At 67.5% G+C, this 24,673-nt stretch carries 30 protein-coding genes and 1 pseudogene; 11 read left to right on the forward strand and 20 right to left on the reverse strand.

The annotated features are described in order from the left end of the window. Positions 1-10: 10 nt before the first annotated feature. The 3 genes from AC1C2R_RS19590 to AC1C2R_RS19600 are packed head-to-tail and all read right to left on the reverse strand — an operon-like array spanning position 11 to position 3,195. A complete protein-coding gene (locus AC1C2R_RS19590; protein WP_495380999.1) occupies positions 11-1,687 on the reverse strand; it encodes an ABC-F family ATP-binding cassette domain-containing protein in 1,677 nt (558 codons plus the stop codon). A 43-nt stretch (positions 1,688-1,730) separates the two neighbouring features. After that, positions 1,731-2,309 (reverse strand): GNAT family N-acetyltransferase, encoded by a 579-nt coding sequence (locus tag AC1C2R_RS19595; RefSeq protein ID WP_495353430.1) that lies wholly within the window; start codon positions 2,307-2,309, stop codon positions 1,731-1,733. Positions 2,310-2,334: 25 nt separating this feature from the next. After that, positions 2,335-3,195 carry an Fpg/Nei family DNA glycosylase gene (locus AC1C2R_RS19600; RefSeq protein WP_495381000.1) on the reverse strand — a complete coding sequence of 287 codons (861 nt, stop codon included), beginning with the start codon at positions 3,193-3,195 and terminating at the stop codon, positions 2,335-2,337. A 102-nt stretch (positions 3,196-3,297) separates the two neighbouring features. On the opposite strand from AC1C2R_RS19600, the gene AC1C2R_RS19605 reads away from it, so the two are divergent. Then, a complete protein-coding gene (locus AC1C2R_RS19605; protein ID WP_495353428.1) occupies positions 3,298-3,663 on the forward strand; it encodes a DUF4180 domain-containing protein in 366 nt (121 codons plus the stop codon). Between the two features lie 10 nt (positions 3,664-3,673). On the opposite strand, the gene AC1C2R_RS19610 is transcribed toward AC1C2R_RS19605, so the two are convergent. From AC1C2R_RS19610 to AC1C2R_RS19630, 5 genes are all read right to left on the reverse strand, one after another. Beyond that, on the reverse strand, positions 3,674-4,978 hold the full coding sequence (locus AC1C2R_RS19610) for a hypothetical protein (RefSeq protein ID WP_495381001.1): 1,305 nt from the start codon (positions 4,976-4,978) through the stop codon (positions 3,674-3,676). 70 nt (positions 4,979-5,048) lie between these two features. Continuing rightward, on the reverse strand, positions 5,049-5,621 hold the full coding sequence (locus AC1C2R_RS19615; protein ID WP_495381002.1) for an RNA polymerase sigma factor: 573 nt from the start codon (positions 5,619-5,621) through the stop codon (positions 5,049-5,051). Between the two features lie 59 nt (positions 5,622-5,680). After that, positions 5,681-6,535 carry a DNA-formamidopyrimidine glycosylase family protein gene (locus AC1C2R_RS19620; protein WP_495381003.1) on the reverse strand — a complete coding sequence of 285 codons (855 nt, stop codon included), beginning with the start codon at positions 6,533-6,535 and terminating at the stop codon, positions 5,681-5,683. Positions 6,536-6,692: 157 nt separating this feature from the next. Beyond that, on the reverse strand, positions 6,693-6,953 hold the full coding sequence (locus tag AC1C2R_RS19625; protein ID WP_495381004.1) for a DUF6458 family protein: 261 nt from the start codon (positions 6,951-6,953) through the stop codon (positions 6,693-6,695). A gap of 33 nt (positions 6,954-6,986) precedes the next feature. Then, positions 6,987-7,169 (reverse strand): CsbD family protein, encoded by a 183-nt coding sequence (locus tag AC1C2R_RS19630; protein WP_495353423.1) that lies wholly within the window; start codon positions 7,167-7,169, stop codon positions 6,987-6,989. 243 nt (positions 7,170-7,412) lie between these two features. Between AC1C2R_RS19630 and AC1C2R_RS19635 the strand changes: the two genes are divergently transcribed. Beyond that, positions 7,413-7,541: a hypothetical protein gene (locus AC1C2R_RS19635; protein WP_495381005.1), complete on the forward strand. Its 129-nt coding sequence runs from the start codon at positions 7,413-7,415 to the stop codon at positions 7,539-7,541. Between the two features lie 90 nt (positions 7,542-7,631). On the opposite strand, the gene AC1C2R_RS19640 is transcribed toward AC1C2R_RS19635, so the two are convergent. Continuing rightward, positions 7,632-8,105 (reverse strand): NUDIX domain-containing protein, encoded by a 474-nt coding sequence (locus tag AC1C2R_RS19640; RefSeq protein ID WP_495381006.1) that lies wholly within the window; start codon positions 8,103-8,105, stop codon positions 7,632-7,634. Between the two features lie 88 nt (positions 8,106-8,193). Between AC1C2R_RS19640 and AC1C2R_RS19645 the strand changes: the two genes are divergently transcribed. Next, positions 8,194-8,421: a hypothetical protein gene (locus tag AC1C2R_RS19645; RefSeq protein WP_495353420.1), complete on the forward strand. Its 228-nt coding sequence runs from the start codon at positions 8,194-8,196 to the stop codon at positions 8,419-8,421. A gap of 115 nt (positions 8,422-8,536) precedes the next feature. Here AC1C2R_RS19645 and AC1C2R_RS19650 read toward each other — a convergent pair whose 3' ends face one another. Further along, positions 8,537-8,842 (reverse strand): NIPSNAP family protein, encoded by a 306-nt coding sequence (locus AC1C2R_RS19650; protein ID WP_495353419.1) that lies wholly within the window; start codon positions 8,840-8,842, stop codon positions 8,537-8,539. A gap of 147 nt (positions 8,843-8,989) precedes the next feature. Between AC1C2R_RS19650 and AC1C2R_RS19655 the strand changes: the two genes are divergently transcribed. Next, positions 8,990-9,334: a LysR family transcriptional regulator gene (locus tag AC1C2R_RS19655; RefSeq protein ID WP_495381007.1), complete on the forward strand. Its 345-nt coding sequence runs from the start codon at positions 8,990-8,992 to the stop codon at positions 9,332-9,334. A gap of 445 nt (positions 9,335-9,779) precedes the next feature. Here the strand turns inward: AC1C2R_RS19655 and AC1C2R_RS19660 are convergent, their stop codons facing one another. Next, positions 9,780-10,274 (reverse strand): SRPBCC family protein, encoded by a 495-nt coding sequence (locus AC1C2R_RS19660; RefSeq protein WP_495353417.1) that lies wholly within the window; start codon positions 10,272-10,274, stop codon positions 9,780-9,782. Positions 10,275-10,377: 103 nt separating this feature from the next. Between AC1C2R_RS19660 and AC1C2R_RS19665 the strand changes: the two genes are divergently transcribed. The 3 genes from AC1C2R_RS19665 to AC1C2R_RS19675 all read left to right on the forward strand — a co-directional run bounded on the left by AC1C2R_RS19665 (position 10,378) and on the right by AC1C2R_RS19675 (position 11,901). Further along, positions 10,378-10,851, forward strand: a complete 474-nt coding sequence (locus AC1C2R_RS19665; RefSeq protein WP_495353416.1) for a winged helix-turn-helix transcriptional regulator — start codon at positions 10,378-10,380, stop codon at positions 10,849-10,851. Between the two features lie 256 nt (positions 10,852-11,107). Further along, positions 11,108-11,422, forward strand: coding sequence for a PadR family transcriptional regulator (locus tag AC1C2R_RS19670; RefSeq protein ID WP_495353415.1), 315 nt, complete (start codon positions 11,108-11,110; stop codon positions 11,420-11,422). Further along, complete coding sequence (locus AC1C2R_RS19675) at positions 11,419-11,901, forward strand: hypothetical protein (RefSeq protein ID WP_495381008.1); 483 nt, start codon at positions 11,419-11,421, stop codon at positions 11,899-11,901. The genes AC1C2R_RS19670 and AC1C2R_RS19675 overlap by 4 nt, the downstream gene beginning before the upstream one ends. A 518-nt stretch (positions 11,902-12,419) precedes the next feature. Here the strand turns inward: AC1C2R_RS19675 and AC1C2R_RS19680 are convergent. Further along, positions 12,420-13,721, reverse strand: coding sequence for a glycosyltransferase (locus tag AC1C2R_RS19680; RefSeq protein ID WP_495381009.1), 1,302 nt, complete (start codon positions 13,719-13,721; stop codon positions 12,420-12,422). 338 nt (positions 13,722-14,059) lie between these two features. On the opposite strand from AC1C2R_RS19680, the gene AC1C2R_RS19685 reads away from it, so the two are divergent. Together AC1C2R_RS19685 and AC1C2R_RS19690 are read left to right on the forward strand one after the other, a co-directional pair. After that, positions 14,060-14,401, forward strand: a complete 342-nt coding sequence (locus AC1C2R_RS19685) for a PadR family transcriptional regulator (RefSeq protein ID WP_495381010.1) — start codon at positions 14,060-14,062, stop codon at positions 14,399-14,401. A gap of 1 nt (position 14,402) precedes the next feature. Then, positions 14,403-15,377 carry a hypothetical protein gene (locus AC1C2R_RS19690; RefSeq protein ID WP_495381011.1) on the forward strand — a complete coding sequence of 325 codons (975 nt, stop codon included), beginning with the start codon at positions 14,403-14,405 and terminating at the stop codon, positions 15,375-15,377. 296 nt (positions 15,378-15,673) lie between these two features. Here AC1C2R_RS19690 and AC1C2R_RS19695 read toward each other — a convergent pair whose 3' ends face one another. Next, the gene (locus AC1C2R_RS19695; RefSeq protein WP_495381114.1) at positions 15,674-15,973 is read right to left on the reverse strand and encodes an arsenate reductase/protein-tyrosine-phosphatase family protein; all 300 of its coding nucleotides are present in this window, start codon (positions 15,971-15,973) and stop codon (positions 15,674-15,676) included. An 8-nt stretch (positions 15,974-15,981) separates the two neighbouring features. Between AC1C2R_RS19695 and AC1C2R_RS19700 the strand changes: the two are divergent. Both AC1C2R_RS19700 and AC1C2R_RS19705 read left to right on the forward strand, forming a co-directional pair. Next, positions 15,982-16,218, forward strand: a pseudogene (locus tag AC1C2R_RS19700) (aquaporin family protein); the annotation flags it as partial. Between the two features lie 95 nt (positions 16,219-16,313). After that, positions 16,314-17,111 carry a helix-turn-helix domain-containing protein gene (locus AC1C2R_RS19705; RefSeq protein WP_495381012.1) on the forward strand — a complete coding sequence of 266 codons (798 nt, stop codon included), beginning with the start codon at positions 16,314-16,316 and terminating at the stop codon, positions 17,109-17,111. A 14-nt stretch (positions 17,112-17,125) separates the two neighbouring features. On the opposite strand, the gene AC1C2R_RS19710 is transcribed toward AC1C2R_RS19705, so the two are convergent. The 7 genes from AC1C2R_RS19710 to AC1C2R_RS19740 all read right to left on the reverse strand — a co-directional run bounded on the left by AC1C2R_RS19710 (position 17,126) and on the right by AC1C2R_RS19740 (position 24,668). Next, positions 17,126-17,674, reverse strand: a complete 549-nt coding sequence (locus AC1C2R_RS19710) for a nuclear transport factor 2 family protein (protein ID WP_495353412.1) — start codon at positions 17,672-17,674, stop codon at positions 17,126-17,128. A gap of 586 nt (positions 17,675-18,260) precedes the next feature. After that, positions 18,261-18,530 (reverse strand): hypothetical protein, encoded by a 270-nt coding sequence (locus AC1C2R_RS19715; RefSeq protein ID WP_495381013.1) that lies wholly within the window; start codon positions 18,528-18,530, stop codon positions 18,261-18,263. A gap of 264 nt (positions 18,531-18,794) precedes the next feature. Further along, on the reverse strand, positions 18,795-19,403 hold the full coding sequence (locus AC1C2R_RS19720) for a hypothetical protein (RefSeq protein WP_495353404.1): 609 nt from the start codon (positions 19,401-19,403) through the stop codon (positions 18,795-18,797). After that, the gene (locus AC1C2R_RS19725; protein ID WP_495381014.1) at positions 19,400-20,008 is read right to left on the reverse strand and encodes a hypothetical protein; all 609 of its coding nucleotides are present in this window, start codon (positions 20,006-20,008) and stop codon (positions 19,400-19,402) included. Before AC1C2R_RS19725 ends, AC1C2R_RS19720 begins: the two co-directional genes overlap by 4 nt. 159 nt (positions 20,009-20,167) lie before the next feature. Next, the gene (locus AC1C2R_RS19730) at positions 20,168-20,929 is read right to left on the reverse strand and encodes an ABC transporter ATP-binding protein (RefSeq protein ID WP_495353402.1); all 762 of its coding nucleotides are present in this window, start codon (positions 20,927-20,929) and stop codon (positions 20,168-20,170) included. Then, complete coding sequence (locus AC1C2R_RS19735) at positions 20,926-21,870, reverse strand: ABC transporter ATP-binding protein (protein WP_495381015.1); 945 nt, start codon at positions 21,868-21,870, stop codon at positions 20,926-20,928. The genes AC1C2R_RS19730 and AC1C2R_RS19735 overlap by 4 nt, the downstream gene beginning before the upstream one ends. Further along, positions 21,867-24,668: a hypothetical protein gene (locus tag AC1C2R_RS19740; RefSeq protein WP_495381016.1), complete on the reverse strand. Its 2,802-nt coding sequence runs from the start codon at positions 24,666-24,668 to the stop codon at positions 21,867-21,869. The genes AC1C2R_RS19735 and AC1C2R_RS19740 overlap by 4 nt, the downstream gene beginning before the upstream one ends. Between the last annotated feature and the right edge of the window lie 5 nt (positions 24,669-24,673).

A 24,673-nucleotide genomic window follows, 5' to 3' on the forward strand; every position in this document is an offset into this window, starting at 1 on the left:
CCAGGCGAGGTCAGCTGTCGCTGACCCGCCCGGCTTCGACGTGCCAGCGGCGGTCGAGCCGAACGTTCTCGAGCATCCGTCGGTCGTGCGTGACGAGCAGCAGGGTGCCCTCGTAGGATTCGAGCGCTTCTTCGAGCTGCTCGATCGCGACGAGGTCGAGGTGGTTGGTCGGCTCGTCGAGGACGAGCACGTTGACACCGCGGGCCTGCAGTAGCGCGAGCCCGGCACGGGTGCGCTCGCCCGGCGAGAGCGCGTCGACGGGTCGGCGCACGTGGTCGGCCTTCAACCCGAACTTCGCGAGCAGGGTACGCACCTCGCCGGCTGAGTACTCGGGCACGAGGGCCTCGAAGGCATCCGCGAGTGCGGCCTCTCCTGTGAGCTGGGTGCGGGCCTGATCGATCTCGCCGATGGCGACGGATGCTCCGAGGCTCGCGCTGCCGGTATCCGCAGCGCGCCGGCCGAGCAGAAGCCCGAGGAGCGTCGACTTGCCCGCCCCGTTCGGGCCGGTGATGCCGATGCGCTCCCCCGCATCGACCTGCAGCGAAACTGGGCCGAGCGTGAAGTCGCCCTGCGTGACGACGGCCTCGTTCAGCGTCGAGACGACCGAGCTCGATCGCGGCGCCTGGCCGATCGTGAACTCGAGCTGCCACTCTTTGCGCGGCTCCTCGACCTCGTCGAGGCGCGCGATGCGGCTCTCCATCTGGCGCACCTTCTGCGCCTGCTTCTCGCTCGACTCGGTCGCGGCCTTGCGCCGGATCTTGTCGTTGTCGGGCGACTTCTTCATGGCGTTCCGCACACCCTGGCTCGACCACTCCCGTTGGGTGCGTGCGCGAAAGACGAGATCGGCCTTCTTCGACGCGAACTCCTCGTAGTCGTCGCGCTGCTGTCGTCGCGCCGTCGCGCGTTCTTCGAGGTAGGAGTCGTAGCCGCCGCCGTAGATGCGGTTCGAGTGCTGGGCGAGGTCGAGCTCGAGCACGCGCGTGACCGAGCGGGCGAGGAACTCGCGGTCATGGCTGACGAGCACCACCCCGCCGCGAATGCCGCGCACGAACGCCTCGAGCCGGTCGAGGCCGTCGAGGTCGAGGTCGTTCGTGGGCTCATCGAGCAGCACGAGGTCGAAGCGGGAGCACAGCAGTGCTGCGAGACCGACGCGCGCGGCCTGCCCGCCCGACAGCGACGTCATCAGCGGGTCCGCTGAGAGTTGGGCGTCGGCTCCGTCGAGGGTCAACCCGAGCTCTGCGAGCACGGCGGGCAAGCGCTCATCGAGGTCGGCGGCGCCCGATGCGAGCCATCGCTCGAGGGCGACCGAGTACTCATCGGCAGGGTCGGGGGCGCCGGGCGCCGGGGCATCCGTCGAACCCAGCGCGGTCGCTGCGGTATCAAGGCGAGCGGATGCCTCGGCTGCGCCCGTGCGCCGTGCGACGTAGGCGGCGATGGTCTCGCCGGGAACGCGCTCGTGCTCTTGGGGCAGCCAGCCGACGAACGCGTCGGACGGCGAGAGGTGCACGGTTCCGGCTTGCGGCTCAAGTTCGCCTGCGAGGATGCGGAGCAGCGTCGACTTGCCCGCCCCATTCACCCCGACGATGCCGACGACATCGCCCGGAGCGACCGTCAAGTCGAGGTCTTCGAAGAGCGTTCGGTGGGCGTAGCCGCCGGCAAGGCCCTGAGCCACGAGTGTTGCAGTCACCGGTCAACTGTAGTCAGCCCGCGCTGCGAACTCACCGCGCGAGTCACCGCGATGCGCGCCACTCCTCGTCGAGGATCGCGTAGGTGCAGCCGTCGATCCAACCGAGCTCCGCATGCCACGAGTCCTGCACGCCGTGCTGCTCCCGCCGCATCCCGAGCTTCTCCATGATCTTCCACGAGGCGATGTTGTCGGCGAAGCAGCCCGCCGTCACCCGGCGCACGCCGAGCTCGCCGAACGCGAGGTCGAGCAGGGCCCGGGCGATCTCGGTGGCGTAGCCCTTTCCCGCATGCGCGGGATCGATCAGGTACCCGAGGCCCGCCTCGGCCCGGCGCCATGGCCCTTGGTCGACGTGCGACTGCCCCATGCCGTCGGTGATCCAGAGGGAACCGGTGCCGACGACTTGGCCGTCGATCAACGCCACGGCCGAGTGGTCGTTCGGGTCGTCGATGCCGCCGAGCCAGGTCGCACGGAACGCCTCGGGGTCGACCTCGGTTCGTATCAGCCACCGAGTGACCTCGGGGCGGTTGCGCCACACGAGAACCTGGTCGAGGTCGGCGCTCGTCGGAGGGCGGAGGATCAGTTGGCCCGCAGGGCGCGGCCACTGCACATCGGAGGTGGTCATGTCTCCTGCATAGCAGGCTCGAGGGCTACTTCAAGAGTCTGGACAGCACGCGGTCGGCAAGTGGCTTGCCGCCCGTCTGGCAGGTCGGGCAGTACTGGAACGTCGAGTCGGCGAAGATGACCTCGCGCACGGTGTCGCCGCACACCGGGCAGGCCTCGCCGGTGCGGCCGTGCACCTGCATGCGTGTGCGCTTGCCGTCTTTCAGCTCGTCTGGTCGTTTGCCGGATGCCCCCGCGACCGCCTCACCGAGCGTGGTGCGCATCGCGTCGTAGAGGCGCTCGACCTCGTCTGGGCTGAGCTTGGCGGCGAGCGCGTACGGGGACATGCGCGCGGTGTGCAGGATCTCGTCGGAGTAGGCGTTGCCGACTCCCGCGAACACCGACTGGTCGCGGAGAAGTCCTTTGATGCGGGTGCGTCGGTCGTGGAGGATCGCCGCGAAGTCGTCGAGGGAGAAGTCGGGTGCCGTCGGGTCGGGGCCGAGCCGCGCGATGCCGGGTACCTCGGCGGTGTCACGCACGACGTAGACGGCGAGCGACTTCTTCGTGCCGGCCTCGGTGAGGTCGAAGCCCGAGCCGTCGTCGAGCCGCACACGGAGCGCGATGGGCGACTTGCCGGGCTTGACGATCGTCTTCGGCACCTCGTCGTACCAGCGAAGCCAGCCGGCGCGCGCGAGATGGAACACCAGGTGCAGCCCGCCCGTGTCGAGGTCGAGGAACTTGCCGTGTCGATTCACCCGCTCGATACGTTCGCCACTGAGCGCCGACAGCGGCGGGTCGAAGGTCTTCAGCGCAGCGATGGCCGCCACCGAAGCCGACGAGACGGCTCGACCCACGGCGTGCTCGCGCAGGAATCCGGCGAGCGCTTCGACCTCTGGGAGCTCGGGCACACGACCATCCTGCACCCGGATGCCGACAACGGCACCCAGAAACCAACTCGACACCGGAGCTGTGACGCGCACAACGAGCGCGGCCGCAGCTATGGTCGACCCATGCGCACCGAAGAGAGCAACGGCACCAGGGTCCTGCACGTCCCTCATGAGGGGCCCGTCATCTCGACCCCCGACGATGCGGCCGATCTCGTGGGCGATGCCTGGGCGCACGCCGCCACGCTCGTCGCGGTGCCCGTCGAGCGCATCGATCCCGCGTTCTTCAAGCTCGGTTCGGGAATCGCGGGCGAGATCACACAGAAGTTCGTCAACTATCGACTCCGGCTCGCGATCATCGGTGACATCGCCGAGCATGTCGAGGCGAGCGACGCCCTGCGCGACTACGTCTGGGAGACGAACCGCGGCACGCAGGTCTGGTTTCTGCCCGACGGTGCTGCGCTCGACGAGAAACTCGGCCGACGCCACTGACCTCGTCACATCATTTCGAGCTGAAGTCGAGCATCGAGTCGGCGACCGCGATGACCGACCACGTGCCGCCCTCGGCATCGGTGAATTCGTAGGCCGGAACGACGAGCACGGCGCCGTCGGGTTGCCAGTGGCTCGCGAGACCGAGGCGCGCGCTGACGATCTCGACCTCGTTCACAGGCCAGGAGAGCGACGTGCCCTTCGTCCGGGTCACCGGCGGCTCGGTCGGAGGCAGCCACTCCTCTGCGACAGCCGGCTGCTCGCGCAGGGCGATCGGCAGGTTCGTCATCTGCGCACCGAACCGCGGGTCCGAGAGCCGCTCGAAAGCCAGCTGCTCGCTGACGATGGCGTAATCGCCCACCGTGACGAGGTCTGCGAGTGCACCGTTGACGGTGAGCACACCGCCCTCAGCCAGCTCGAGCGACCAGGCCTGGTCGAGGCGCTGCCCGTTGACGACGGGCCATGCTTGGGCGGTGCGCGTCACCGCCCCCTCCCAGGTCTCCGACGTGAACTCGAAGGTCTCAGGATCACGCCCCGCCGAAACGATGAACGAGCGGAGCGCATCGATCGCGGCCTCCTCGCTCGGAATCTCCCCCGCCGGTTCGCAGACGTCGTCGACGCACTGCCACGGATCGATGAGCGGGTTCCAGAACGAGAAGTTGAGCGCGCCGTCGAGCCCGACCGTGAGGGAGGGACCGGTGCCGTCCTGAGTCCCGACCGTCCAGCCGCCGTTCTGCAGCACGGCCGTTCCTTCGATGCCGAGTGCGAGCGCGAGCGCCGTGACGGTCTCGGGGCTCAACGAGCCCTGCGCGTCGAAGGCGTACGCGGGCGCAGTGCCCTCGCCGCCCGAGAGCCCAGAGGCACTGAAGCTATTACGCCCGAATCCGGAGGGGTACATCAGGTCGGTCGCCCCCGAACCCGCCATCTTCCGGCCATCGATGCCGATGGCCTCGGGCCCGGCGCCTTGCATCGCACCGTCCTGCACCGCCCCTTCCTGCATCGCATCGCCCTGCAACGAGATGGGCGGGGCGGCGGCCCCATCGGCGAGATTCGAAGCATCGCCGTTCGCCGCACCCAAGCCGTATCCGACGCTGCCGACGATTGCGATCGAGGCGGCAACGGCGGCGATCTGTAGCCACCGGGGGCGACGACGGGTACGCTCGACGGCCAGATCGGCCACCGCGGATGACCCATCCGTCGGCTCGGCCGTCGCACTCGCGACGACCTCGTCGGCGAAACCCGCTCGGGGTTCGACACCGGCAGCTGGGTCGGCCGCGCGCAGTCGCGAAATCGGGTCGAGCTCGTTGTCGTCGTTCATGTCGATCATCCTCCGTGCGTGCCGTTCACCTACGGATATGTGCGGCGCGACCCGAACCTTGCACGAGCCGTCAGAACGACATCCGTTCGCCCCATGCGTCCCGCAATCGTTTGCGGGCTCGGGAGAGCGCGGCATCCGCACCCGACCGGGAGATGCCGAGCACCTCGGCGAGCTCTGCTCCGTCGAGGCCCTCCCAGGCATGCAGGAGCAGAATCCGCCGGTCGCGCTCACCCACGCTGGCGAGCGCACCCCGGAGCTCGGCGTCGAACAGGGCACTCAACTCGGGGTCGTCGGCGACGCGCACCGCTCCCGACTCGGGCACCTCGTCGACCGGAAGGTCGATGCGCTTGCGGCGCTGGTTCGCGAGCGTGAAACCGGCCGTGCGGTAGAGCCACGGCAGCACGGCATCTCGGGGAACGTCATCGCGGCGACGCCAGGCGATCGCGAAGACGTCGGCGGCGAGATCTTCGGCATCCTGCCGCGGGCCCCGACGGGCGAAGTAGCGCACGAGCGCCGTCGAATGCTCGCGAACGGTCTCGGTGAACCATGCCGCGTCTGCGTTCATCGCGGGTGGTTCCGATCGCTCGGGCATCGCCACCCCCTCGGCCTCGTCGGCGCTTGCTGCGGTGCTGGCGATCCTCACGCCATGTCTATGTCGTGTCAGCCGCGAGTCTTGCACGGCCGCCGCGTATTCTCACGACGTCACGACGCCGACCGCAGCGGAAGGTGCTCACCGCCGGTCTGGCACGTCGGGCAGTACTGGGCCGTCGTGCTCGCGAAAGTGAAGTCGCGGATCGTGCCGCCGCACACCGGGCACGCCTCGCCCGCGCGTCCGTGCACCTGCATCGACGCGACCTTCGCCGCCTTCAGTTGATCGATCGGCACCCCGCGCTGCGCCGTGATCGCATTCCTGATGGTGCCGACGGTCGCCTCGAACAGGCGGTCGAGCTCGACGCCGGTCAGCGAGGCGGCGTGCACGACGGGCGAGATCTTCGCCGTGTGCAGGATTTCGTCGGAGTACGCGTTGCCGATGCCCGCGAGCGACTCCTGTTCCTGCAGCACTGCCTTCACCTGCTTGCGACGGCCGGCCACTGCCCGATCGAAGTCCACTCGCGAGAATCCGGCATCGGCCGGGTCGGGGCCGAGTTTCGCGATCGCCGGCACTTCGGCCGGGTCGTCGACGACCCAGCAGCCGAGCGACACCCAGCCACCGGCATCCGTGAACTCGACGATCGTGCCGTCATCGAAGATGAACACGACGAGGGCAGGCGGCGCCTCGGCGGCGGCATCGGATGCATCCGCCCCACTGCCTGCGTACCGCGCCCAGCCGTGCCGGCCGAGCGAGACGACCAGGTGCTGCGAGCCGCCGAGGGCGATGTCGAGGTGCTTGCCGTGACGTGAGACGCCCGCCACTCGCTCGGCGACGAGCGACGACGGCGGTCGAGCTCGTGTCTTCGTCGCGCGGAACTCGACGACGTCGACGCCGCTGATCTCATGGCCACTCAGTCGGGAGTCGAGATCTTCGACGAGTGCCTGTACCTCGGGTGACTCTGGCATGACGTCAGCCTCGCACAACCCCCCACCACTGGGTAGCGTTCTCGAGGGTCACGATCGACGCGACGAACCATCGATGAGGGAGGTGGTTTGCGGTGTCATGTGCAGAGAAGGTCGAGCGGATGTCGCGGCCCCCGCATGCGACATCCGCTCTCTTCCCTCAGGCCTCACACCTCAGGAGGTGCTGCCTGACCCTCGGTCCGCGTGACTGCTGCCCGGCCACCGGATCGGCGGTCGCGCTCGTCGTGGAGTTGCTCCGACGACGCTGCATCATGAAGACGAGACCGAGGATGATGACCGCCCCCGCGATCATCAGGATGTAGCCGACGAGATCGAGGTCGATCCAGTCGACGGTGATATTCAGCACGAAGGTGAGTACGGCGCCGATCGCGACGAGCAGAATGCCGAGTCTGATGCTCATGTCGTTGCCTACGGTCCTGCTGGATCGTCAGATCTACTTCGTGCCGTCCTTGAAGGCGTCCTTGACGTTCTCAGTCGCCTTCTTGGCGTCGGCCTTGACCTGGTCGGCCTTGCCCTCGGCCTCGAGCCGCTCGTTGTCGGTCATCTTGCCGATGCCCTCCTTTGCCTTGCCCGTCAGTCGTTCGGCAGTATTGCCGAGATCGTCCTTGGCGCTCATGGCGTCCTCCTCAGGAACAGGTGTCGCCGCACGCGTATCCTGCGCGTCGGTGTTTCCACGTTAGGCAGCCGTGCACGGGTCGACAACGGGTTGACAACGCGCCAGGCACCTCGTAGAGGCACACGTTCGCCACTTACGAGGTCACCAAGCTGACGCGCATCGGCCGCGGCATTCTCGGTCCACTACATCGCCACCGACGGCGCAGCCGGGCGGTTCACCGCCGCGCCCGACCACCTCGGCAACGTGTTCACGAAGCTCGGCCTCTCGTCGAGGTCGGCCGCGACCGCGTACGCCTCTGAGGACGGGCCGATCGCGATCAGCGTCGCCGAGGCCCGTCGCTACTTCGACGCTCTCGCCGTCCCCGCAGGTTGACAACGGGGACCCCGGTCCCAGGAGTGCCCGACCGTGTCGGTGACGTCGACCTGGTCGATCCAGTTCTCGTCGACGCGATACTATGCCGGGTCACCCCGATCCGAGCGGAGTTTGCTCCGCATCGGCGATGACTCGGTCGATCCATTCGAACCGCGAGAGTTCAGCGATCGCCGCTGCCTCGAACCACCCCACTTCCGAGAGCTCATCGGCCTCGAGCGAGTCGGGGGTGCCGACGATGCGGCAGCGGTACGCAGTGGCGACGTACGCGACGATGTCGCCGTTGTCGTAGGTGTTCACGAGTTCGGGGCCGCCGTAGGCACCCAGGATCGAGAGGATCTCGACCTCGGTGCCGAGTTCCTCACGTACCTCGCGAATCAGGGCATCCCGTGGCTCCTCGAGCGGCTCGACGGCACCGCCGACGAAGCCCCAACGGTCGCCATCGACGTGCTTGGCGAGGAGATACTCACCGCGTTCGTTCGTGACGACCGCGGTGACGCCGGGAAGCATCAAGAGTTGGGTGCCGATCCGGCGACGGATCTCGGTGACGTACTCGGAGGCGGGCATGCGTCGAGGCTAGGACATCCGAAGTGCCCTGCGATACGCACATCCGGGTAGGCCGTGGGATGTCAGTGGTTACTGAGACACTCTCACTATGGAGACGATCGAACTGCGACAGACCCGGCACCTCGCCGTCGGCGACACGCTCGTGAACGCCTCCGGCAGCACATACGAGGTCACCAAGCTCACGCGCATCGGCCGCGGCATCCGAGTTCAGTACCTCTCCACCGACGGCGCGGCCGGGCGCTTCACCGCAGCGCCGGAAGCCGTCAGCCGGGTGCTCACTGCCCGTACGGGCGCTTCGACCCCGCACGTCGCCTGACGTCTGCTCAGACGTGTGCTGTGGATGGCGAGCGACGCCCGGTTGTGTCGGATCGTCGGCCTGCGTCGGATCGTCGGCGACCGCCCATCTCGCCTGTCGCTCGCTGATCGACGCATCAGTCGAAGACCGGCGAGACGAACCGCCGCTCGTAGCGCCGGATGCACTTCGTCTCGACGGCGAACTGGATTGCCTCGACGCATTCCGGGTCGTCGGCGGCGGCCAGTCGGTATCGCTCGTAGTCGGCGAGCGAGGGGAAGGTGAACAGCGCGAATGCCTCATCACTGTCGCCCTCGCTCGGCAGGAAGTAACCGTGATGCACGCCGCCGAGCTTGTTGACCAGGCGGATCCAACGCTGGCCGTACTCACGGAATTCGGCGAGCTTGTCGGCGTCGATTTCGTATCGCAGGTGCACGGTGATCACGAGTTCGGCTCATTTCAGGTCGGGCGGGCTGTCGCGGCGCCCGTCATGGGAGGCCGCGCTCAGTTCAGATGGTCTCACGTGACGAACACCGACCCGCGTAACCTGAAGAATGGGCCGCGATTCGCGCGGACCGACGAAAGGCTCCCCGTGAACATCATCCTGCTTCGACGTTTCGTCGCAGTCGCCGAGGAGTTGCACTTCCCGCGTGCCGCAGACGCCCTCGACATCCCGCTCGCTTCGCTCTACTCGTCGATCGAGAAACTCGAAACCGAGGTCGGGCACCCGCTCTTCACCCGGCACGGCGAAACTCAGCTGACCAAGGTCGGAGTCCTCTTCCTCGACGAGGCCAGGGCGGAGCTCGCCACGGCCCCCGTTGCCGCCGAGGCACCCGTGGTGAAGGCCGGCGGCAAGGCGAAGGCCTCGAAGGGCAAGGGCCGTGCCCCCATCGTGAAGGGACAGCCGAAGCCGTACAAGAGACGTCAGGGGCGCTGACCCGAAAGGCCACCGGGGAACCGTAGCGTCGAATCCGGAACAGGCGGCACGGCGGTCAATGCCGTGCTCTGTCACGCGAACTTCAGGCGCAGCTCCTCGTGGATCCCGTCGAAGGTGTCCGGTGTCACCTTCCAGCGCGACAAGTCGGTGTCCTCAAGAATGATTTCGTACTCGCCCGCAGTTCGGTCGAACTGGACGAGGAGCTTCGAGAAGCGTGCGTATACCGGTGCGCTCTTCGACGGTCGACCGCTCGAACGCGCCCACGAGGCGGAGCGATGGCGCGTGACCCTTGCCGCCGAATCACCGCTGCAGCGGCATCCATTCGGCGATCACCGCGACGGCGCAGTCCATGCTGAACCGTACGACGGGCGGAGGTGCAAGTCGAGGAGCGAGGCAGCGCGGTGCGCGCGGCCTCGGGGATGCGGGACGTCCGGGGCGGCTGGGCTCACACGTAGATCGCGACGAGCTTGTCGAGGGATTCCTCGAGGCCCTTCTTCGAGAGCGCGAGCTGCTCGGGGTCGATGTAGCCGAGTTCGGTGACGGTGAGTCGAGTCGCGTCGTCGCCGATCGACTCGAACGTGATGACGTGCCGCACGTCGCGCGGGATGCCCGCGGCCCCGATGGTCGCGGGGTCGATCGTGGCGCCGTGCTCGTCGGCGATGTTGTGGATGAACTCGATGCGGTGCGGTGCGTCGACGAGCGTGTACGCCCAGGTGCTGTACAGCGCCGGGAATCCCCAGTCGGGGGCGCTCATGCACACGAGGGACGTGCCGCCGACGCGCACGTCGAGCTCGGCGACCGTGCAGGTGAAGCCGTTCGGGCCCCACCAGCGAAGCACGCGGTCGGGTTCGGTCCACGACTTCCAGGCCGCCTCGATGGGGGCGGGGATGTCGCGGCTCACGACGAGATCGTGCGTCTCGTGCTGGGTCGTGTCGTTCATCGTGGCTCCTCCGCTGCAGGCCGCCGCCGCGGCATCTGTTTCACTTCGATGATCGAAGCGTAGGTCACTACGATGATCAAAGTCAATGCCGTAGACTCGACGCATGAAGCGAGCTGAAGGGCGGTCGACCTGCCCCACCAACTTCACCGTGGAGACCTTCGGCGACAGCTGGTCGCTGCTGATCATGCGCGACCTGCTCACACTCGGCAAGCACACCTTCGGGGAGTTCCTTCGGTCCGAGGAGCGCATCGGTCCGAGCGTGCTCGCCGACCGCCTCGCCCGACTCGAGCGCAGCGGCATCATCGTGCGCACCCCGAGCGAGACGGATGCCCGCAAGGTCACCTACTCGGCGACGGAGCGCGGCATCGCGGCGATCCCACTCTTGTACGAGGCGGTGCGATGGGGCATGGGCGGCGTTCCCATCGAGGAGGACGATCCGTGGGAGGCGGTCATGGCGATGGACCGCCACGACGTGCTCGACGCGTGGCAGCAGGCCGTGCGCGAGGGTGGTTCGCTCCTCGGAGGCGCGGAGAGCGCTTTCGCGTGGCTGAGCGCCAGGGCACGCGCGGTCGTGTGACGGCGACGCATCGCGGCGGAGCGCCAGCGCGCGCGGTCGCGTGACGGCGACGGTGGAGGCTTCCGGGCGCACATAAGCGGCGAACCACGTGGAAATCGCGGCATTTGTCATCGGTTCTGTGGGCTAGATCCCATGAGAAGTGGCCAATTCCTACACCGGCCGGCCGCTGCGAGGTCCCCGCTCGAATTCTCGGACTCGACTCTCGAGCACCGTCGTCCCGAAAGTCGATCCGCTATTGACGATCTTATTTTGTATCATGGGCCCGATCACTCGTGTGACTGCTTCGACGGTTCAGGTGCTCGAAGTGCTTCTCAGCGAGGACGGACCGACCTGGGGGCTACGGATCGCCAAGAACACCGGCCGTACGCCCGCCAGCATCTACCCGATACTCAACCGCCTCGAGAGCGGTGGCTGGCTCAACGCAACATGGGAGTCCGATCCGGAACGACCTGGCCCACGCCGTCGCTTGTACCAACTCACGCCCCATGGCCGCATCGAGGCTAAGCGGGTGACATCGGAATTCCGGCGGCGCGAACGTCGCACCGCACCCATAGAGCCGAGGCTGGCATGAACGTATCCCGCGTCATCGTGACCGCGAGCAGCGCACTGATCGCCTCAGAGCACCGAGAGGTCTGGCGCGAAGCAATGCTCGCAGACCTCCGAGATTGCGACGAACTCGGGATCAAGCCCGGCCAAGTGGCCCTCGGTGCAGCACGCCTATCGGTCTCGACCCAAAACCTTCGCCAACTCATCCGTGCCGGCTCGCCGCCAGGAAAGGAACACCCAATGAATCTCACTCCGAGTGCGAGAACCTTTCTGCTGACCATCATTTCGACCGCATGGACAGTGGGAGCACTTGGCCTACTCAATATCGTGTTGACCCAGCTCTCGGTCAGCGGCAGCAATCTCGGCTTCCGCTTCCCCAACGGTGGCCCTGAATTGGACCTGATTCCCATCATGATCGGGATCGCCGCGGCGGCGATCGCCGCCGGAGTCGCGAGTCTCGCGCTCATCGTGCTCAGAGCACGACGGTCCGCGCCAGCCGCCTAATCAGCCGCTGAAGTCGACCTCCAGAGGTCTACAACGCTGCCCAATAGCCGGTCGTTATTCGGCGTTCCGCAGAGGAGTCAGAAACTCCCGCCCCCGCCGCCGATCCCTGTGCCGCGCCCAGCATCTGCCGCATATGCGCGGCCCATCGCTGCTGCATGCGACGCATCTCCGTGAGCCCCGGAGTGATGCTCGCTCAGTGAACGATTCCGGCGCTCGCGAACGACGAGGAGCGCCGTCGCGACGACTGCGAGTACGGCGGCTACGACCGCCGCAACAACTACCCACTCCATTGTGATCCTCCGCATCGGTTGGGCACACGCTACATCAGAGACCGCCGTGCCACCGAGATGGTGGGGAACAATACCAGTTCGCCGCTTCGGAGGTCAGAAACGGTCATTTCTGACCACGAGGCAGACAGGGCTCGCCAACTGGGGCCGATTGTGGCCGTTGAGGATCCCGATGAGCGATCGATGCCCGCGATGGTTTCGGGAGTTGGTCGGTGTGCCTCATAGTCGGTGTCAGCCGCCGGATCGAAGGGTCGACTCGTTCGCCGGTTGAGCGAGCTGCTCGAGCAGTTCGGCTGCTCGAGCAGCCCCGCCGAGCGACCGCAGTTGTGCGCCGACGCGGGCTGCGGCATCCCGGTATGACGGGTCTGTCGTCACTCTGTCGACTGCGGCTGCGACCTGAGCCGCGGTTGGCGAGCCGGTCTTGAGATTGACGGCTGCTCCGGTCCACGCGACGCGGGAGGCGATCTCTGGTTTGTCGAGATCCCCTCCAGCGATCACGAGGGGGATGTCGTGGGCGAGCATCGCGAGCGTCCCGCCCCATCCCCCGTTCGTCAGGGCGACATCCACTCGCGGAAGGAGCTCGGCGTAAGGCAGGAATCCTGCGACCCGCGTGTTGGACGGGACGGGGAAGGACAGCTCATCATCTCCGTCGACGCCCGTCGCCACCACCACGAGCAGGTCGTCGCGGTCGGCCAGGGCCTTCAGCGTGGGCACGATGAGGTCGGCGGGATCGATGTTCAGGGTCCCCTGCGTGACATGCACGACCCGTCGGCCTTCGAGTTCGCTCCACCACGCCGGCCGCGTATGCGACGCCTGCGGAGGCAACCGGAGCTCGCCGACGAAGTGCAGGTAGTCGGGCCGATCGGCGCGCTCAAAATCCAGCAGCGGGGATCCGCTCGCAACGATGAGCTGACGTGAGAAGGTGACCTCCTCCATGGTCATCCCTCTCGGCCGGAGGCCGATAGATTCCTCGGATCTCGCGATCGCCTTCACGAGCGATCGGGCTATGAGCGGCGCAGTCGCGCGGAGGGCGGCATCCCTCACCTTGGTGAACGGATTCGTACCGGGCCACAGACCCATCCCGGCGGGAGGGCCCTGCGTTCCGGAGAGATTCAGCGGGGTGATCGAGACCGTTGCCCAGGGGCCGCCGTTCTGCGCCGTGTACAGCGCCGCGCCGATCGAGACGTCGTCGCCAGCGATCGCATCCCACGGTTCCCGGACCCACTCCTCCCGCAAATCCTGCACCTGCCCGGCAGAGGTGTTGATGAAGACGTCTTCGACGTTGATGAGGAGCTGACTGAGCCCCTTCTTGCCCCTGAGCCGCGGGAACGTCGCGGTGAGGTCACTCTCATCGAAGTCGGGAGCGTGATGCCACGGGACGAGCCGCGAGCCCGTCGACTCGACGGCCGCGCGGAACGCCTCGCCCGAATAAACGCGCACGTCGTGTCCGCGAGCAACGAGCGCAGTCGCCAGGGCGCGAACGGGGTTGACGTGCCCCGTGAACGGCATCGCCGAGAGCAGGAAGCGAGCCATGCGACCCAGCATGCCGTGCGGAATAGGATCCCGCCACCGGGGGGCTTCACAAACCGCAAGCCCGCCGGCAATACGAACGGCGAAGCAACCAAGCTGGCGAATGCCCGAAAGCGGGCCCCCTTCGTGCATCGCCCGATTCCGGATCCGCCTACGCGACATCGGCTGCCGCGCCTGCATCGCAAATCAGCAGTGGCAATACGGGGCTGCGATATTCGCCCTCGTGTGGCGTGGCGGCGGTGTCAAGACCGAGCCGCCGCACGTCACCAATAGTGGGGCGGCTCGATGAGGTACGTGCGTCATGGTTGCGACACTGTGTGGCGCTATGTAGTATACGCGGCATGGTAGATAGCCCGACACAGCTCGGTCGGCTCGAGCAGGACCTCCGCAAGGGCGTCCTCGTGCTAGCCGTGCTCTCCCAGCTGCGAGCCCCGCAGTACGGCTACTCCCTGCGACAAGCACTCGCCCAGCGCGGGATGCCGATCGAGGAGGGAACGCTCTATCCGCTTCTGCGGCGGCTGGAGAGCCAGGGACTGCTCGCTTCGCAATGGCAGGCGGACGTCGGGCCCCCCCGCCGCTATTACGAGCTCAGCGTGCTCGGGACCGGCGTGTACCAAGATCTGACCTCCGCGTGGGGGTCGCTGGCGTCGGTGATGAACCGTCTCCTGACCGAGGAGGACTGAAGTGGATCCCAACGCCATCATCGACAGCTACGTGGCCGACGTCGTGCGTCACCTGCCGCGACGCCAGCGCGCCGACGTCGCCCTCGAACTCCGCTCACTGCTCGACGACGAACTCGGCGGCCGGGCAACGGATGCCGGCCGCCCCGCCGACTCCACGCTCGCCATGGAACTGCTCACAATGTTCGGCGCACCCCGGGATGTGGCCGATCGTTATCGACCCGCCGGCTTCACGATCATCCGCCCCTCCGACGCCCCGCGATTTACCTTAATCGCACTCGGCGGGGTCGCGCTGATCTGGGCGATCACTCTCCCGGCAACCATGTTGGGCGTCATCCCGGTCACCGGCTGGGACTACGGCGCAGACGCCTGGTGGGGTCGCCTCACCGTCTGGTGGCTCGGCCCGGGCATCGGCGCCCTCTGGTGGCCCGGCGTCGTGATCACCTTCACACTCATCGGGGCGCTGATCGTTCGCCGCCGCGAGTCCGCTGCCGAGGCCTGGGCCCCGGCGCCGCCCCGGACGATCGACCGCGACCTGGTTAGTCGCCCGGCCACGGTCGTTGGAATCGCGGCCGGGGTGATTTGTGCCACCCTCGTCATCGCCCTCCCCTGGCTTGCCTCCTGGGCGCCCGGGCTGCCAGAACCCGCCATCGAAGCCCTCGCACTCGACCCCGAGTTCCTGCAGTGGCGTGCGCCCTGGGTGCTTCTCTTGTGGGCGGCGGAGCTGGTCCTCTACGTGCTCGTGCTCATCGCAGGGCGTTGGACTGTGCCCACTCTGCGCGCCCGCAGCCTGCTGTCTCTGGCCGGGGCCAGCCTGCTGCTTTGGTGGTCGCTTGCGGGGCCGGTGTTCACTGCCCCAGTGACAGACAGCACAGCGAGGATCCTCTTGGGACTAATCGCCATATACCCAGCAATCGACGCGGTCATCGCCTTTCGACGCAGTAAGTCAACGTCCCGAAGAACACCCAGCCTGGCTTGACATCAAACGCTCTGGGCACACGAGGTCCCGCCGGAACTTTGCCGGCGGGACCTCGCCGTACATCAAGCGAGCCGTTTGGTCAGTTGCGCGCGTGGTTCAGGCGAGTCGTCCGGTGCAGCAGAACCGCGCGAAGAGAGCCAGACGCATGAGCGTGCCTCTCACGCCACCTTCCGCAGGGCTAGCCGTAAGCCGATCCTTCAACGGGACAACCGAACTTGGCTCGCACACGGGCTCTTGGCGCGACACGGTCCCCTTCGAGCGCCGCTCCATCCGCAAAGGGAGCTGACCGGGTCAGGTCAGCGCGAGCATACGTGGCGAAAGTCGGGTGACCCGGGCGGTGAGATCCGCGAAGACGGCCTCGAACGCCTCGTCCGTGGAGGCGGGAACGGGATCCGGAACCGACCAGTGCACCGCCCCGGCCAGGGAACTCCTCGTGCGCGATCGCAGACGGTGACCACGAAATCGGTGTCATGGACGAGCCCATCGACTTGCTGCGGAATTACCCCTACGAAGTCAAGGCCGTGGCGAGCGGCGGCCGCGACTGCGCAAGGGGCGACACGATCAGCGGGATGCGTGCCGGCACTGACCGCAGGAATCTCGCTGGCTCGTACTGCCGATCATCGGCCTCTCCCGCGCCCATCAGAGCACTCCGGTGATCGCTGCCGCAGTCGGCTCCTACATCGGCGCCGCCTACTGGTTCACCAGCTCCACCTCATTTGCCAATCCTGCCGTGACCATCGGCCGCGTCTTCACCGACACGTTCGCCGGCATCGCCCCTACCTCCGTCCTCCCCTTCCTCGCCGCCCAACTCATCGGCGGCGGCATCGGCATCCTCCTGGCCGTGCTGCTGTGGGTGAAGGTCTCGGTGGCGCCAGTCGCATTCATACTGGAACGCAGTCCGGTCCTCTCGCATCAGAAGGGGAGGAGAATGGTCGAATGCAGGTTCGCGCGCGTCCCGAGTTCGGAGAGTTCCTGCGCCAGCAGCGAGCCCTCAAACAGCCGCCGATACGCTCCGGGAACGCCAGGGCGTCTGCGCGGCGAGTTCCTGGATTGCGGCGTCAAGAGCTCGCGGAGGCGGCTGGAATTTCGGTTGAGTACTACACGCGCCTCGAGCAAGGCCGGGCGCCGCGGCCGTCCCGTGAAATTCTTACCGCTCTGCAAAAAGCCTTCGGACTGTCCATGGCAGAACGCGATCTGCTCTTCCGTCTCGCCGGCGAGCACCCACCGGAGCTCGACGCGCCATCCAGCGTCATCCGACCAGGGCTCGAGCTGCTTCTCCGCGGGCTCGACAAGGTGATGCCGGTGACCGTCCACGATGGTCGGCTCGACCTCCTGGCCGCCAATGAAGCAGCGATCGACCTTCTCGGGCCACTCCTTGAGACGGGCCCGTTCGGCCGTAACGTGGCCCACCTCGCGTTCACGTCGCTCCGGGTGAAGGCGATCGTCGGCGAGGAAGGCGCGGAGCAGCTGGCCCGCATCACAGCCTCGGAACTGCGGATGGCACTGAGTCGCTACCCGGAGGATGCCTATCTCCGCGCGATCTTTCGTGACCTCGCCGAGCGAAGCGCGCGGTTCCGCGAGTACTGGGACATCGGTGAGGTCGGCACCTGGCGATCCGCGATGAAGGAACTACACCATCCTGAGAGGGGCTGGCTACGGTTCGAAAGCGAGATGCTCCACGACCCCGAGAACGACCACTGGATCATGCTGTACACGCCTCGCGGCGACGCGTAACACGTCGCACCAGATCAGTGTCCAGACGTGGCCGAGAGGGTCGGATTGACCATCCGACCCACCGCGCGCAACAATGCCCGGAATTCTGCGCCATTGGGGCGAACGCCCAGACCCGCGTATAGGAAGGCGTTGGCGTACTCCGCCATCTTCACGATGTGGCCGCTCTCGACGTCGAAACGAGTCACGTAGGTGTTGCGGTACGGCTTCCGGTTTGATGTGAGGAGCATGTCGCCCCGCCCAAAGAAATACACCGCCCCGTCTTTCTGCGAGACGGTCCAGCTGTGGTCGCGCCAGATCAGCGGGGTGAATTTTCGAAACAGTGCCTCCGTGTAGGCCATGATCTCGTCTCGGCCGTCGACATCGGCCACACAGAAACCCTTGGCGCGGTCGGCGATGAGGTCGGCTGCACCGGCCTCTGTAGTGGTGCGGCCCGAGTGCATGAAGAGCTGACGAGCATCAGATGAAAGGGTCGCCTGGACTGCGTCGAAGTCCTTGGCCTCGACAGCCCTGATGAACTCCTGGGCCGTCTCCAGCACGGTGCGTACGGCAGGTGTGATGGTCATGTGTTCTCTCCAGAGTCCCGGGCGGCTGATCGAGAACCAAGTCTTGCTTCAACCAAGACGTCCCGGAAGACCCCGTCGAGACTGGTAACGCCAGGGACAGGCAGTCCAGGGCGGTCCCAGCCGTGTATGACCGAGCGCCCACGCTCGAGCTTCGACACCGTGCCGGGCGCACCCGCCATTGAACGATCACAGATCGCCGCCAAAGAACGGCAAGGTCCACAGCTCCCCTGAGCAGGCTTGAGTAGGTGCCCGATAGACGGTCCCCCAGCGGTGCTCGCGCTCGAGCGGAGCAGCTCGAGGGCAAGAACCGGCCGCGATTCCCGTATGCCCCGCCCGCGTCACTTTCGCGTTGACGGGGCGCTAAACGCTTCAGGTGCGAGCTTTGTGGAAAAACGGTTGAGGGACTTCACCATCACAGCGGGGCTGCTCGCCCGGCACGAAGTAGCGCAGCGGGGACATGCTTGTGCGCACGACTGCGTCGCCCGCCGCATCGACGCAACACTGATCGAACCGGACGGATCGGCGATCATCACATTATCGACCACCGGCAGCAGCGTCGCAGTGCCCTTCGGCCATGCCGCGAACGTTACCGTTGCGCCGCAGTCGAGCACCGGATTTTGGGGTCGGCGAGGTGAATATCGGGACGCTGCAGCGCTACGGTCTGAGCCTCGTACGCACGCACGCCGAACAATCGAAGCATCCGCTGGATGCGCAGCTCAAGCGCCGGGAACCGCTCAAGCCATGGGAAGCGAGCCCACACGCCGTCAGCAAGAACGACCGGGTGGGCGCTCACGAGCGGGCCGCCCGCGTCATGCAATTCCTCGCCCAGATCCAAGACGCACGATGCCGACTTCATCATCCGCTCCGACGACCACAAGCCGATCGCGAGACAGTGCGAACACGACGGGAACACCTACGTGCCGCGTCCCTGCGACGACCCGCGCAGGATCGAGTAGGACAGCGGAGGCCGCCACCTCATCGTCGACGATGATCGTGCCTTCGACGGGCTCAGGCAGCGGCCCTGGCGGTACGATCGCCGCGGTCACCACCTCACCGAAAGGACGAGCCCATCCCTTGGACTGTCCCTGCGTGACCGGCACGCCGGCCTCGTCGAGCGCCTTCAGCCTGACATCGACGCGGAATCCGCGTCATCGGCGTCTCCGCCATCAGCAACGACCAGGGGCCACGCCCACGCCGCATCGGCAGCCTTCAGCTCGCGCATGAGCCGTCGATGGCGCGACAGCTCTCGCTTGTGGGGAGTGCCAAAGGAGACGTACCACACCCAGTCCTTCGGGATCACGTGGAGGGACAAGCTCGTGAACGCCCGGCTCTGATCAACCGCGTGAACGAGCACGACGGCGAAGTGCTCGACCGACCACCAGCGCGGCAGCCTTTCGAGTGCTCCAGCCTCAGCGAGTGTACGACCGTACGTTTCGTCCATCTCGACGCTCGACAGCCGGTCGTAGTTGCCTCCGTGCGCGCGTCCCCATTGGCTCTCCAGAGCGTTCGCCACCTTCTTCAGGAGCTGTTCGTCGTCGGAATCTCCGCCTTCTGTGACGGCCGCGGCCGAGAGCGGGAAGATCGCATATCCACCCCGGTCGACCACGGGCAGGCCAAGTTCTGGCCACCGCGGGGTCCTGCCGATCTGGCTGCGGATCGCGCCATCGATCACGTTCGCCGTCGACACGGCACTCCCGTATTCCTTCAGAAATTGCTCGTACTCGGTCACGGATTTTCCGCCTCTACCACTGACGGCTGGCCCGCGAGTTCTCTTCTTGCCTGAGAGGCGAGCAGCAACATCAGGAGCGCCCACACTGACGCCAGAACCGCACCAATGACGGGGATCAAATACAGCCAGAAGTGCGGAGAAAGCTGCTCCTCGTTGATCCGCCACACCATTCCGACAATGGTTGCGAGTCCGAAACCAGGGGTCCATAGCGCACTCCGGGTCATCGCCGCTGCGTGCGGGACGTTCGGCGCGTCCCGGCGCACAACCAGTATCAGACACACGATGCCGACAAGAGCGAGTGTGAAGAACACTGCGGATGCCGGGTACACCACATCTGCCGTCCACACTGGAGTACCCCACGAGAGCTGACCGAGATTCGACCACCGCAGTACATCGCGCACTGTGTAGATGGCCCATATGCCGATCGCACCCGCCGCAGACAACAGCGCGGAGTACCCGGCGACGACGACGAGGAGCCCCGCCTCTCTTTGGGTACGCAGGCTGGCCCAGGTGTCTCGCTTCCACCGTTTCCAACCGCCGTAGCGCCGAACACCAACGAACGCGCCAATGATGATTGCGGCAGAGACCAACAAAATCGTTATCATGTCACGTTCCTGTGAGGAGTAGCGCCTTGGGGCAGACCGGTACCTCCACGATAGAGCGGGGGCGCGATCCGCGTGCGTACGCGCACCACCGGTTTCGTCATCGCGCTGTTTGCGATGTGGTGGCTGCGGCGTCGTAGCGGCGGGCGCGCGGCCCCGTCGTCAGCCGCGATGTCGTCCGGATGCCGGCATCCGTCCGGCGCCGTCCTGAAGCGTGCCGTCGGCCAGCACGAGCACGACGTCGGAGCGCTCGCGGATGCGCAGGTCGTGGGTCGCCACGATCGCGGTCATGCCCTGGTCGCGTACGAGACCCTCGAGCAGCACCATGATCGATTCGCCGGTCTCGGCGTCGAGCTGGCCCGTCGGCTCGTCTGCAATGAGCACGCGGGGCGAATTCGCGAGTGCCCGCGCGATGGCCACCCGCTGTTGCTGCCCGCCCGAGAGCTCCGCCGGGCGCTGCCGGGCGTGATCTGCCAGCCCCACGAGGTCGAGCAGCTCGGCCACCCGCTGCTCGCGATGCCGTGAATCCACGCCGCGCATGCGCAGGGGCAGGCCAACGTTCTCGGCGGCCGAGAGCATGGGCACCAGCCCGAAGGTCTGGAACACGTAGGCCAACCGGTCCCGCCGCAGCGCGGTGCGGCCACGGTCATCCAGCGCCCCAACCTCTGTCCCGTCGACGATGACCGAGCCCGAGGTCGGGGTGTCCAGCCCGCCGAGGCAGTTCAGCAGTGTGGTCTTGCCAGATCCCGACCGGCCGACCAGGGCGATCAGGGCGCCGACGGGCAGGCTGAAGGTGACGCCGGCCAGTGCGTGCACGTCGCCGCCGCCCGAGGAGTATGTGCGGGTCAGGCCCGTAACGACCACGATCGGCGCGGGCTCCGGTTCCCGCTCCACGACGACAGACGGATCCGGTGTCGCGCTCATGCCTCGTCCTCATTCCCGGGCTCGCGGTTCCCTCGCTTGCCATTCCCTGGCTCGTGTTGCTCCGCCCAGACCCCGACATGGTCGGTCTCGAGTTCCAGTCGCACCCGCCGCTCGAGTCCAAGCGCCTGCCGATAGCCGGCAGGCAGTTGCAGCCGACCGGCACGGTCGAGCACCGCGAACTCGCGCGCGATCACGTGCGAATCGCCGAATTCATCGACGCGCGTGCTGCGCTGCACCTCCGATGACGTGCGGCCGTCGCGGATGGCGAAGGTGAGCTGCACCTGGTCTGAGACCGCCGAGTCGTGTGTGACGATCACCACGGTCGTACCGCGCTCGGCATTGACACGGCGGAAGGCCGCGAACACCTCCTCGCCGGTGTCTGAATCGAGCTCGCCGGTCGGCTCGTCGGCGAAGACCAGCTGCGGCTCATTTGCCAGCGCCACGGCGATGGCGACCCGCTGCTGCTCCCCTCCTGAGAGCTCACCAGGACGCCGCCCGGCCTTGTCCACCATGCCGAGGGATGCCAGCAGCTCGCGGGCGCGCTCCCTTCTGGCGGAGGCGCGGGTGCCGCGCAGACCCATCGGCAGCTCGACGTTCTCCAGCGCGCTCAGGTAGGGCATGAGATTGCGGCCGGTCTGCTGCCAGACGAAGCCGACGGTCGAGCGTCGGTAGGCGAGTCGATCCGCAGCCGACATGGTCATCAGGTCCCAGCCCGCGACCCTCGCCGCGCCGGCAGTGGCCGCGTCGAGTCCAGACAGGATGCCGAGCAGGGTCGACTTGCCCGATCCGGATGCGCCGACGATGGCGACCATCGCACCCTCCTCCACGTGCAGGTCGAGGCCCTGCAGCGCCTGCACCTCGACCTCCTCCGTCTGGTAGATGCGCACGAGGTTCTCGCACACGATCAGCGGATCCTTCGCCGGCGTCGTCGTCACACTCATATCGTCTCCCCTGCTCTCAGCACATCCCGCGAACGCCGCTGCCGTGAGGCCAGAGCGTCGATTCCCAACCCGACCACGAGGGCTGCGACCAGTCCGCCTACGAGCACCGCAGCCGTCCCGGCCGGCACGACCGGATGCGGTGCACCGATCCCGCCGGTGAGGGTCGCGAGGCCGAGACCGGAACTCGTCATCCACACGATGGCCACGCCCGTCGCAGCACCGCCGAGCAGGGCGGCGAGCACGAGCGGCAGCTCATCCGCAAGCCCCAGCCAAGCCCGCACAGAAGCCGGCATGCCGACGGTGCGCAGCAGTGCGGCCGATCGAGCCCGCTCCCGGCTGCCTCCGGCGATCCAGCCGGCGAAGCCGATCAGCGCGAGAACCGCCAGCACTGCGATGCCCCAGGTGAGGCCGGCCTGCACACCGGCGACGTCGGCCTGGTCTCGCCACCGCGCCAGCCAGCTCGCTCGGGTCGTCACCTGTCCGACATGCGCGTCCCGCGCGGCCTGCGCCGCACCGGGCCCGACCACCAGGAGCGTGTCGGGGTGCCCCGCATCCGAACCGGCATCGGCGAGCGCATCGGCGAGCCCCGCGAGGTCGACATAGAGAAATGGACCGGCCCCCGAGCCGGTCGGGCCGGCATCGATCGTGGCCACGACGTGCACAGGTACTTTCGCTTCGCCGATCTTGAGCGTGATGTCGTCGTTGATGAGCCGATCGGCGAGCGCACGGTCGACGATGGCTGGCAACACCGCCCCGGCGGATGGATGGAGCGAGTCGAAGATGGCGGCATCCGTCGAGGCATCCGCACCGACCGACCCCACGACCCCGGGAAGTGCAGGCAACGCGGCCACCAGCTCGGCGTGGTGGCTGTCGACCGCGAGCACTGTCGCAAGCGACGATGCCGTGCCGAGGTCGATCGACGTCTCGGGGGAGGTGAACTGGGCGGATGCCGCCTCCACGCCGGGCGAGCTCCTCGCCTGGTCGGCGATCTCGGTCGTCACCGGGCCGTCGACGCGCGCATCGGCACCGACCCTGGCCCAGGCGGCATCCTCCTGCCCTGACCTCACCGTCGTCGCCAGCGTCGCGTCGGCCGCGAGGAGTGCCACGGCCAAAGTCAGGGCCAGCAGTGGCAGCACAGCCAGTGAACCCTCCGCGCGCACGGATGCGAGCAGCCCCCATGGACCACGAGCACGACGAGTCACGGCCGCGACGCCGCGTACCGGCCAGCGGTACACGCGCAGTACGAGCACCGTCACCGCGGCCGCGGCCAGCACGGGAGCGCCGGCTGCGATCAGGTCGATGCCGCCGCCACTGATCGTCAGACCGCGCGACTGCAACGAGGCCATCGCGAGAACGGCGAGCACGACCACCGCGATGTCGACGACCGCCCGGCCGGTCGTCCTCCGCCGCTGCAGTGCGTCGCGATCACGCCGATTGGCCGGCGAACGCCGACCGCCGGCCTGGAGGCGCGCCACCGCGATGGTCTGCATGGGCAGGGCCAGCACCGCCAGAGCGAGCACCGCGATCGGCCAGGCGGGCTCGACGATCGGACCGGACTGGATGACCGCGGCCACCCCGACTCCGATCACGAGGGCCACGGCGCCGAGCAGCAGCGCCTCCCATCCTGCGCGCAGCGCCACGGCGGCAAGCGATGACCCCCTCGCCCGTTCGAGGGCGACATCCGCAGCCCTCCGGCGCACCAGGATGCCGCCGACGATCAGCTGCACGAGCACCGCGACAGCGAGGATCCCGACGATGAGCACGGTGAAGTGGGCACGCACCGTGCGCTCCATTGCGGCGAAGGCGTTCTGCACGTCATCGAAGTCGCTGCGCACCTGGATGGTGTATGCCGAGTTCTGCAGCAGCAGCGAGGGGTCGAGCTCGAGCTGCCGCGACTCGAGGGCGACCTCCTCGAGCAGCGCACCGGTGAAGGCGTCGGCGTCCGCACGCATCCGCAACGTCGCGGTTGCGGGCTCGCCGCCTGCTCGAACGGATGCCGCCAGCCCGGCCGGCGTCACCAGCACGGTCACTCCCACCGAGGTGTCGCCGCTGCCCGGCGCCCGGGCGACGTAGGACGCCGGGATCTGGCGGGCGCCGGCATCCGCGTCCGCGTCCGCACCGGCAGCCGCATCCGGCCGCGGCGCAACCGTGATGCCGACGATCACCACGTGCGCTGAGACCTCGCCGGCGAAGAGGATCCCCAGGCGCGATCCGACCACGAGGCCGGCCGCGCGCGCTGACGGCTCCGAGACGACGGCCTCGATGTCGTCGGGCGATGCGTCGGCCGGCAGCCGACCGTCACTGATCGTGAGCGTGCCCGATGCGGCATCGGTCAACAGGCCGGTACTCAGCAGCACGCGGCGCGATGGCGATGGCGATGGCGATGGCGCCATCGAACCGTCGATGGGCGCGGCCGCGATGGCCGGTGTCATCACCGAGAAGGTCGTGTCTTGATGGACGGTGGCGAGCGCGATCGGCAGGGTGCCGGCCAGGGAATCGGCGACCTCGGAGATCTGATCGGGCGGAATCACTGGAACCTGGATCGACATGCTCGGCTCTGCCACGCGCGCCTGCACCACGAGATCGGCGGATGCGCCTGCCGTCGCCACGGACTCACGTGCCGCGGCGTCGATCACGACAGCGGCCAGTCGTGGGCCGCCGATCGCGACCAGGAGGGTCAGGGCGAGCAGCGCCGTCCAGCTGACCAGCACGCCGAAGTCGCGGCCGGCACGGCGACGCGGCAGCGTGAATCCGAACGCGGTCAGTGCCCGCCAGCGCACTCCGATTCCCGGTCGCATCCGCA

This window comes from Agromyces sp. Y182 (assembly GCF_059445385.1).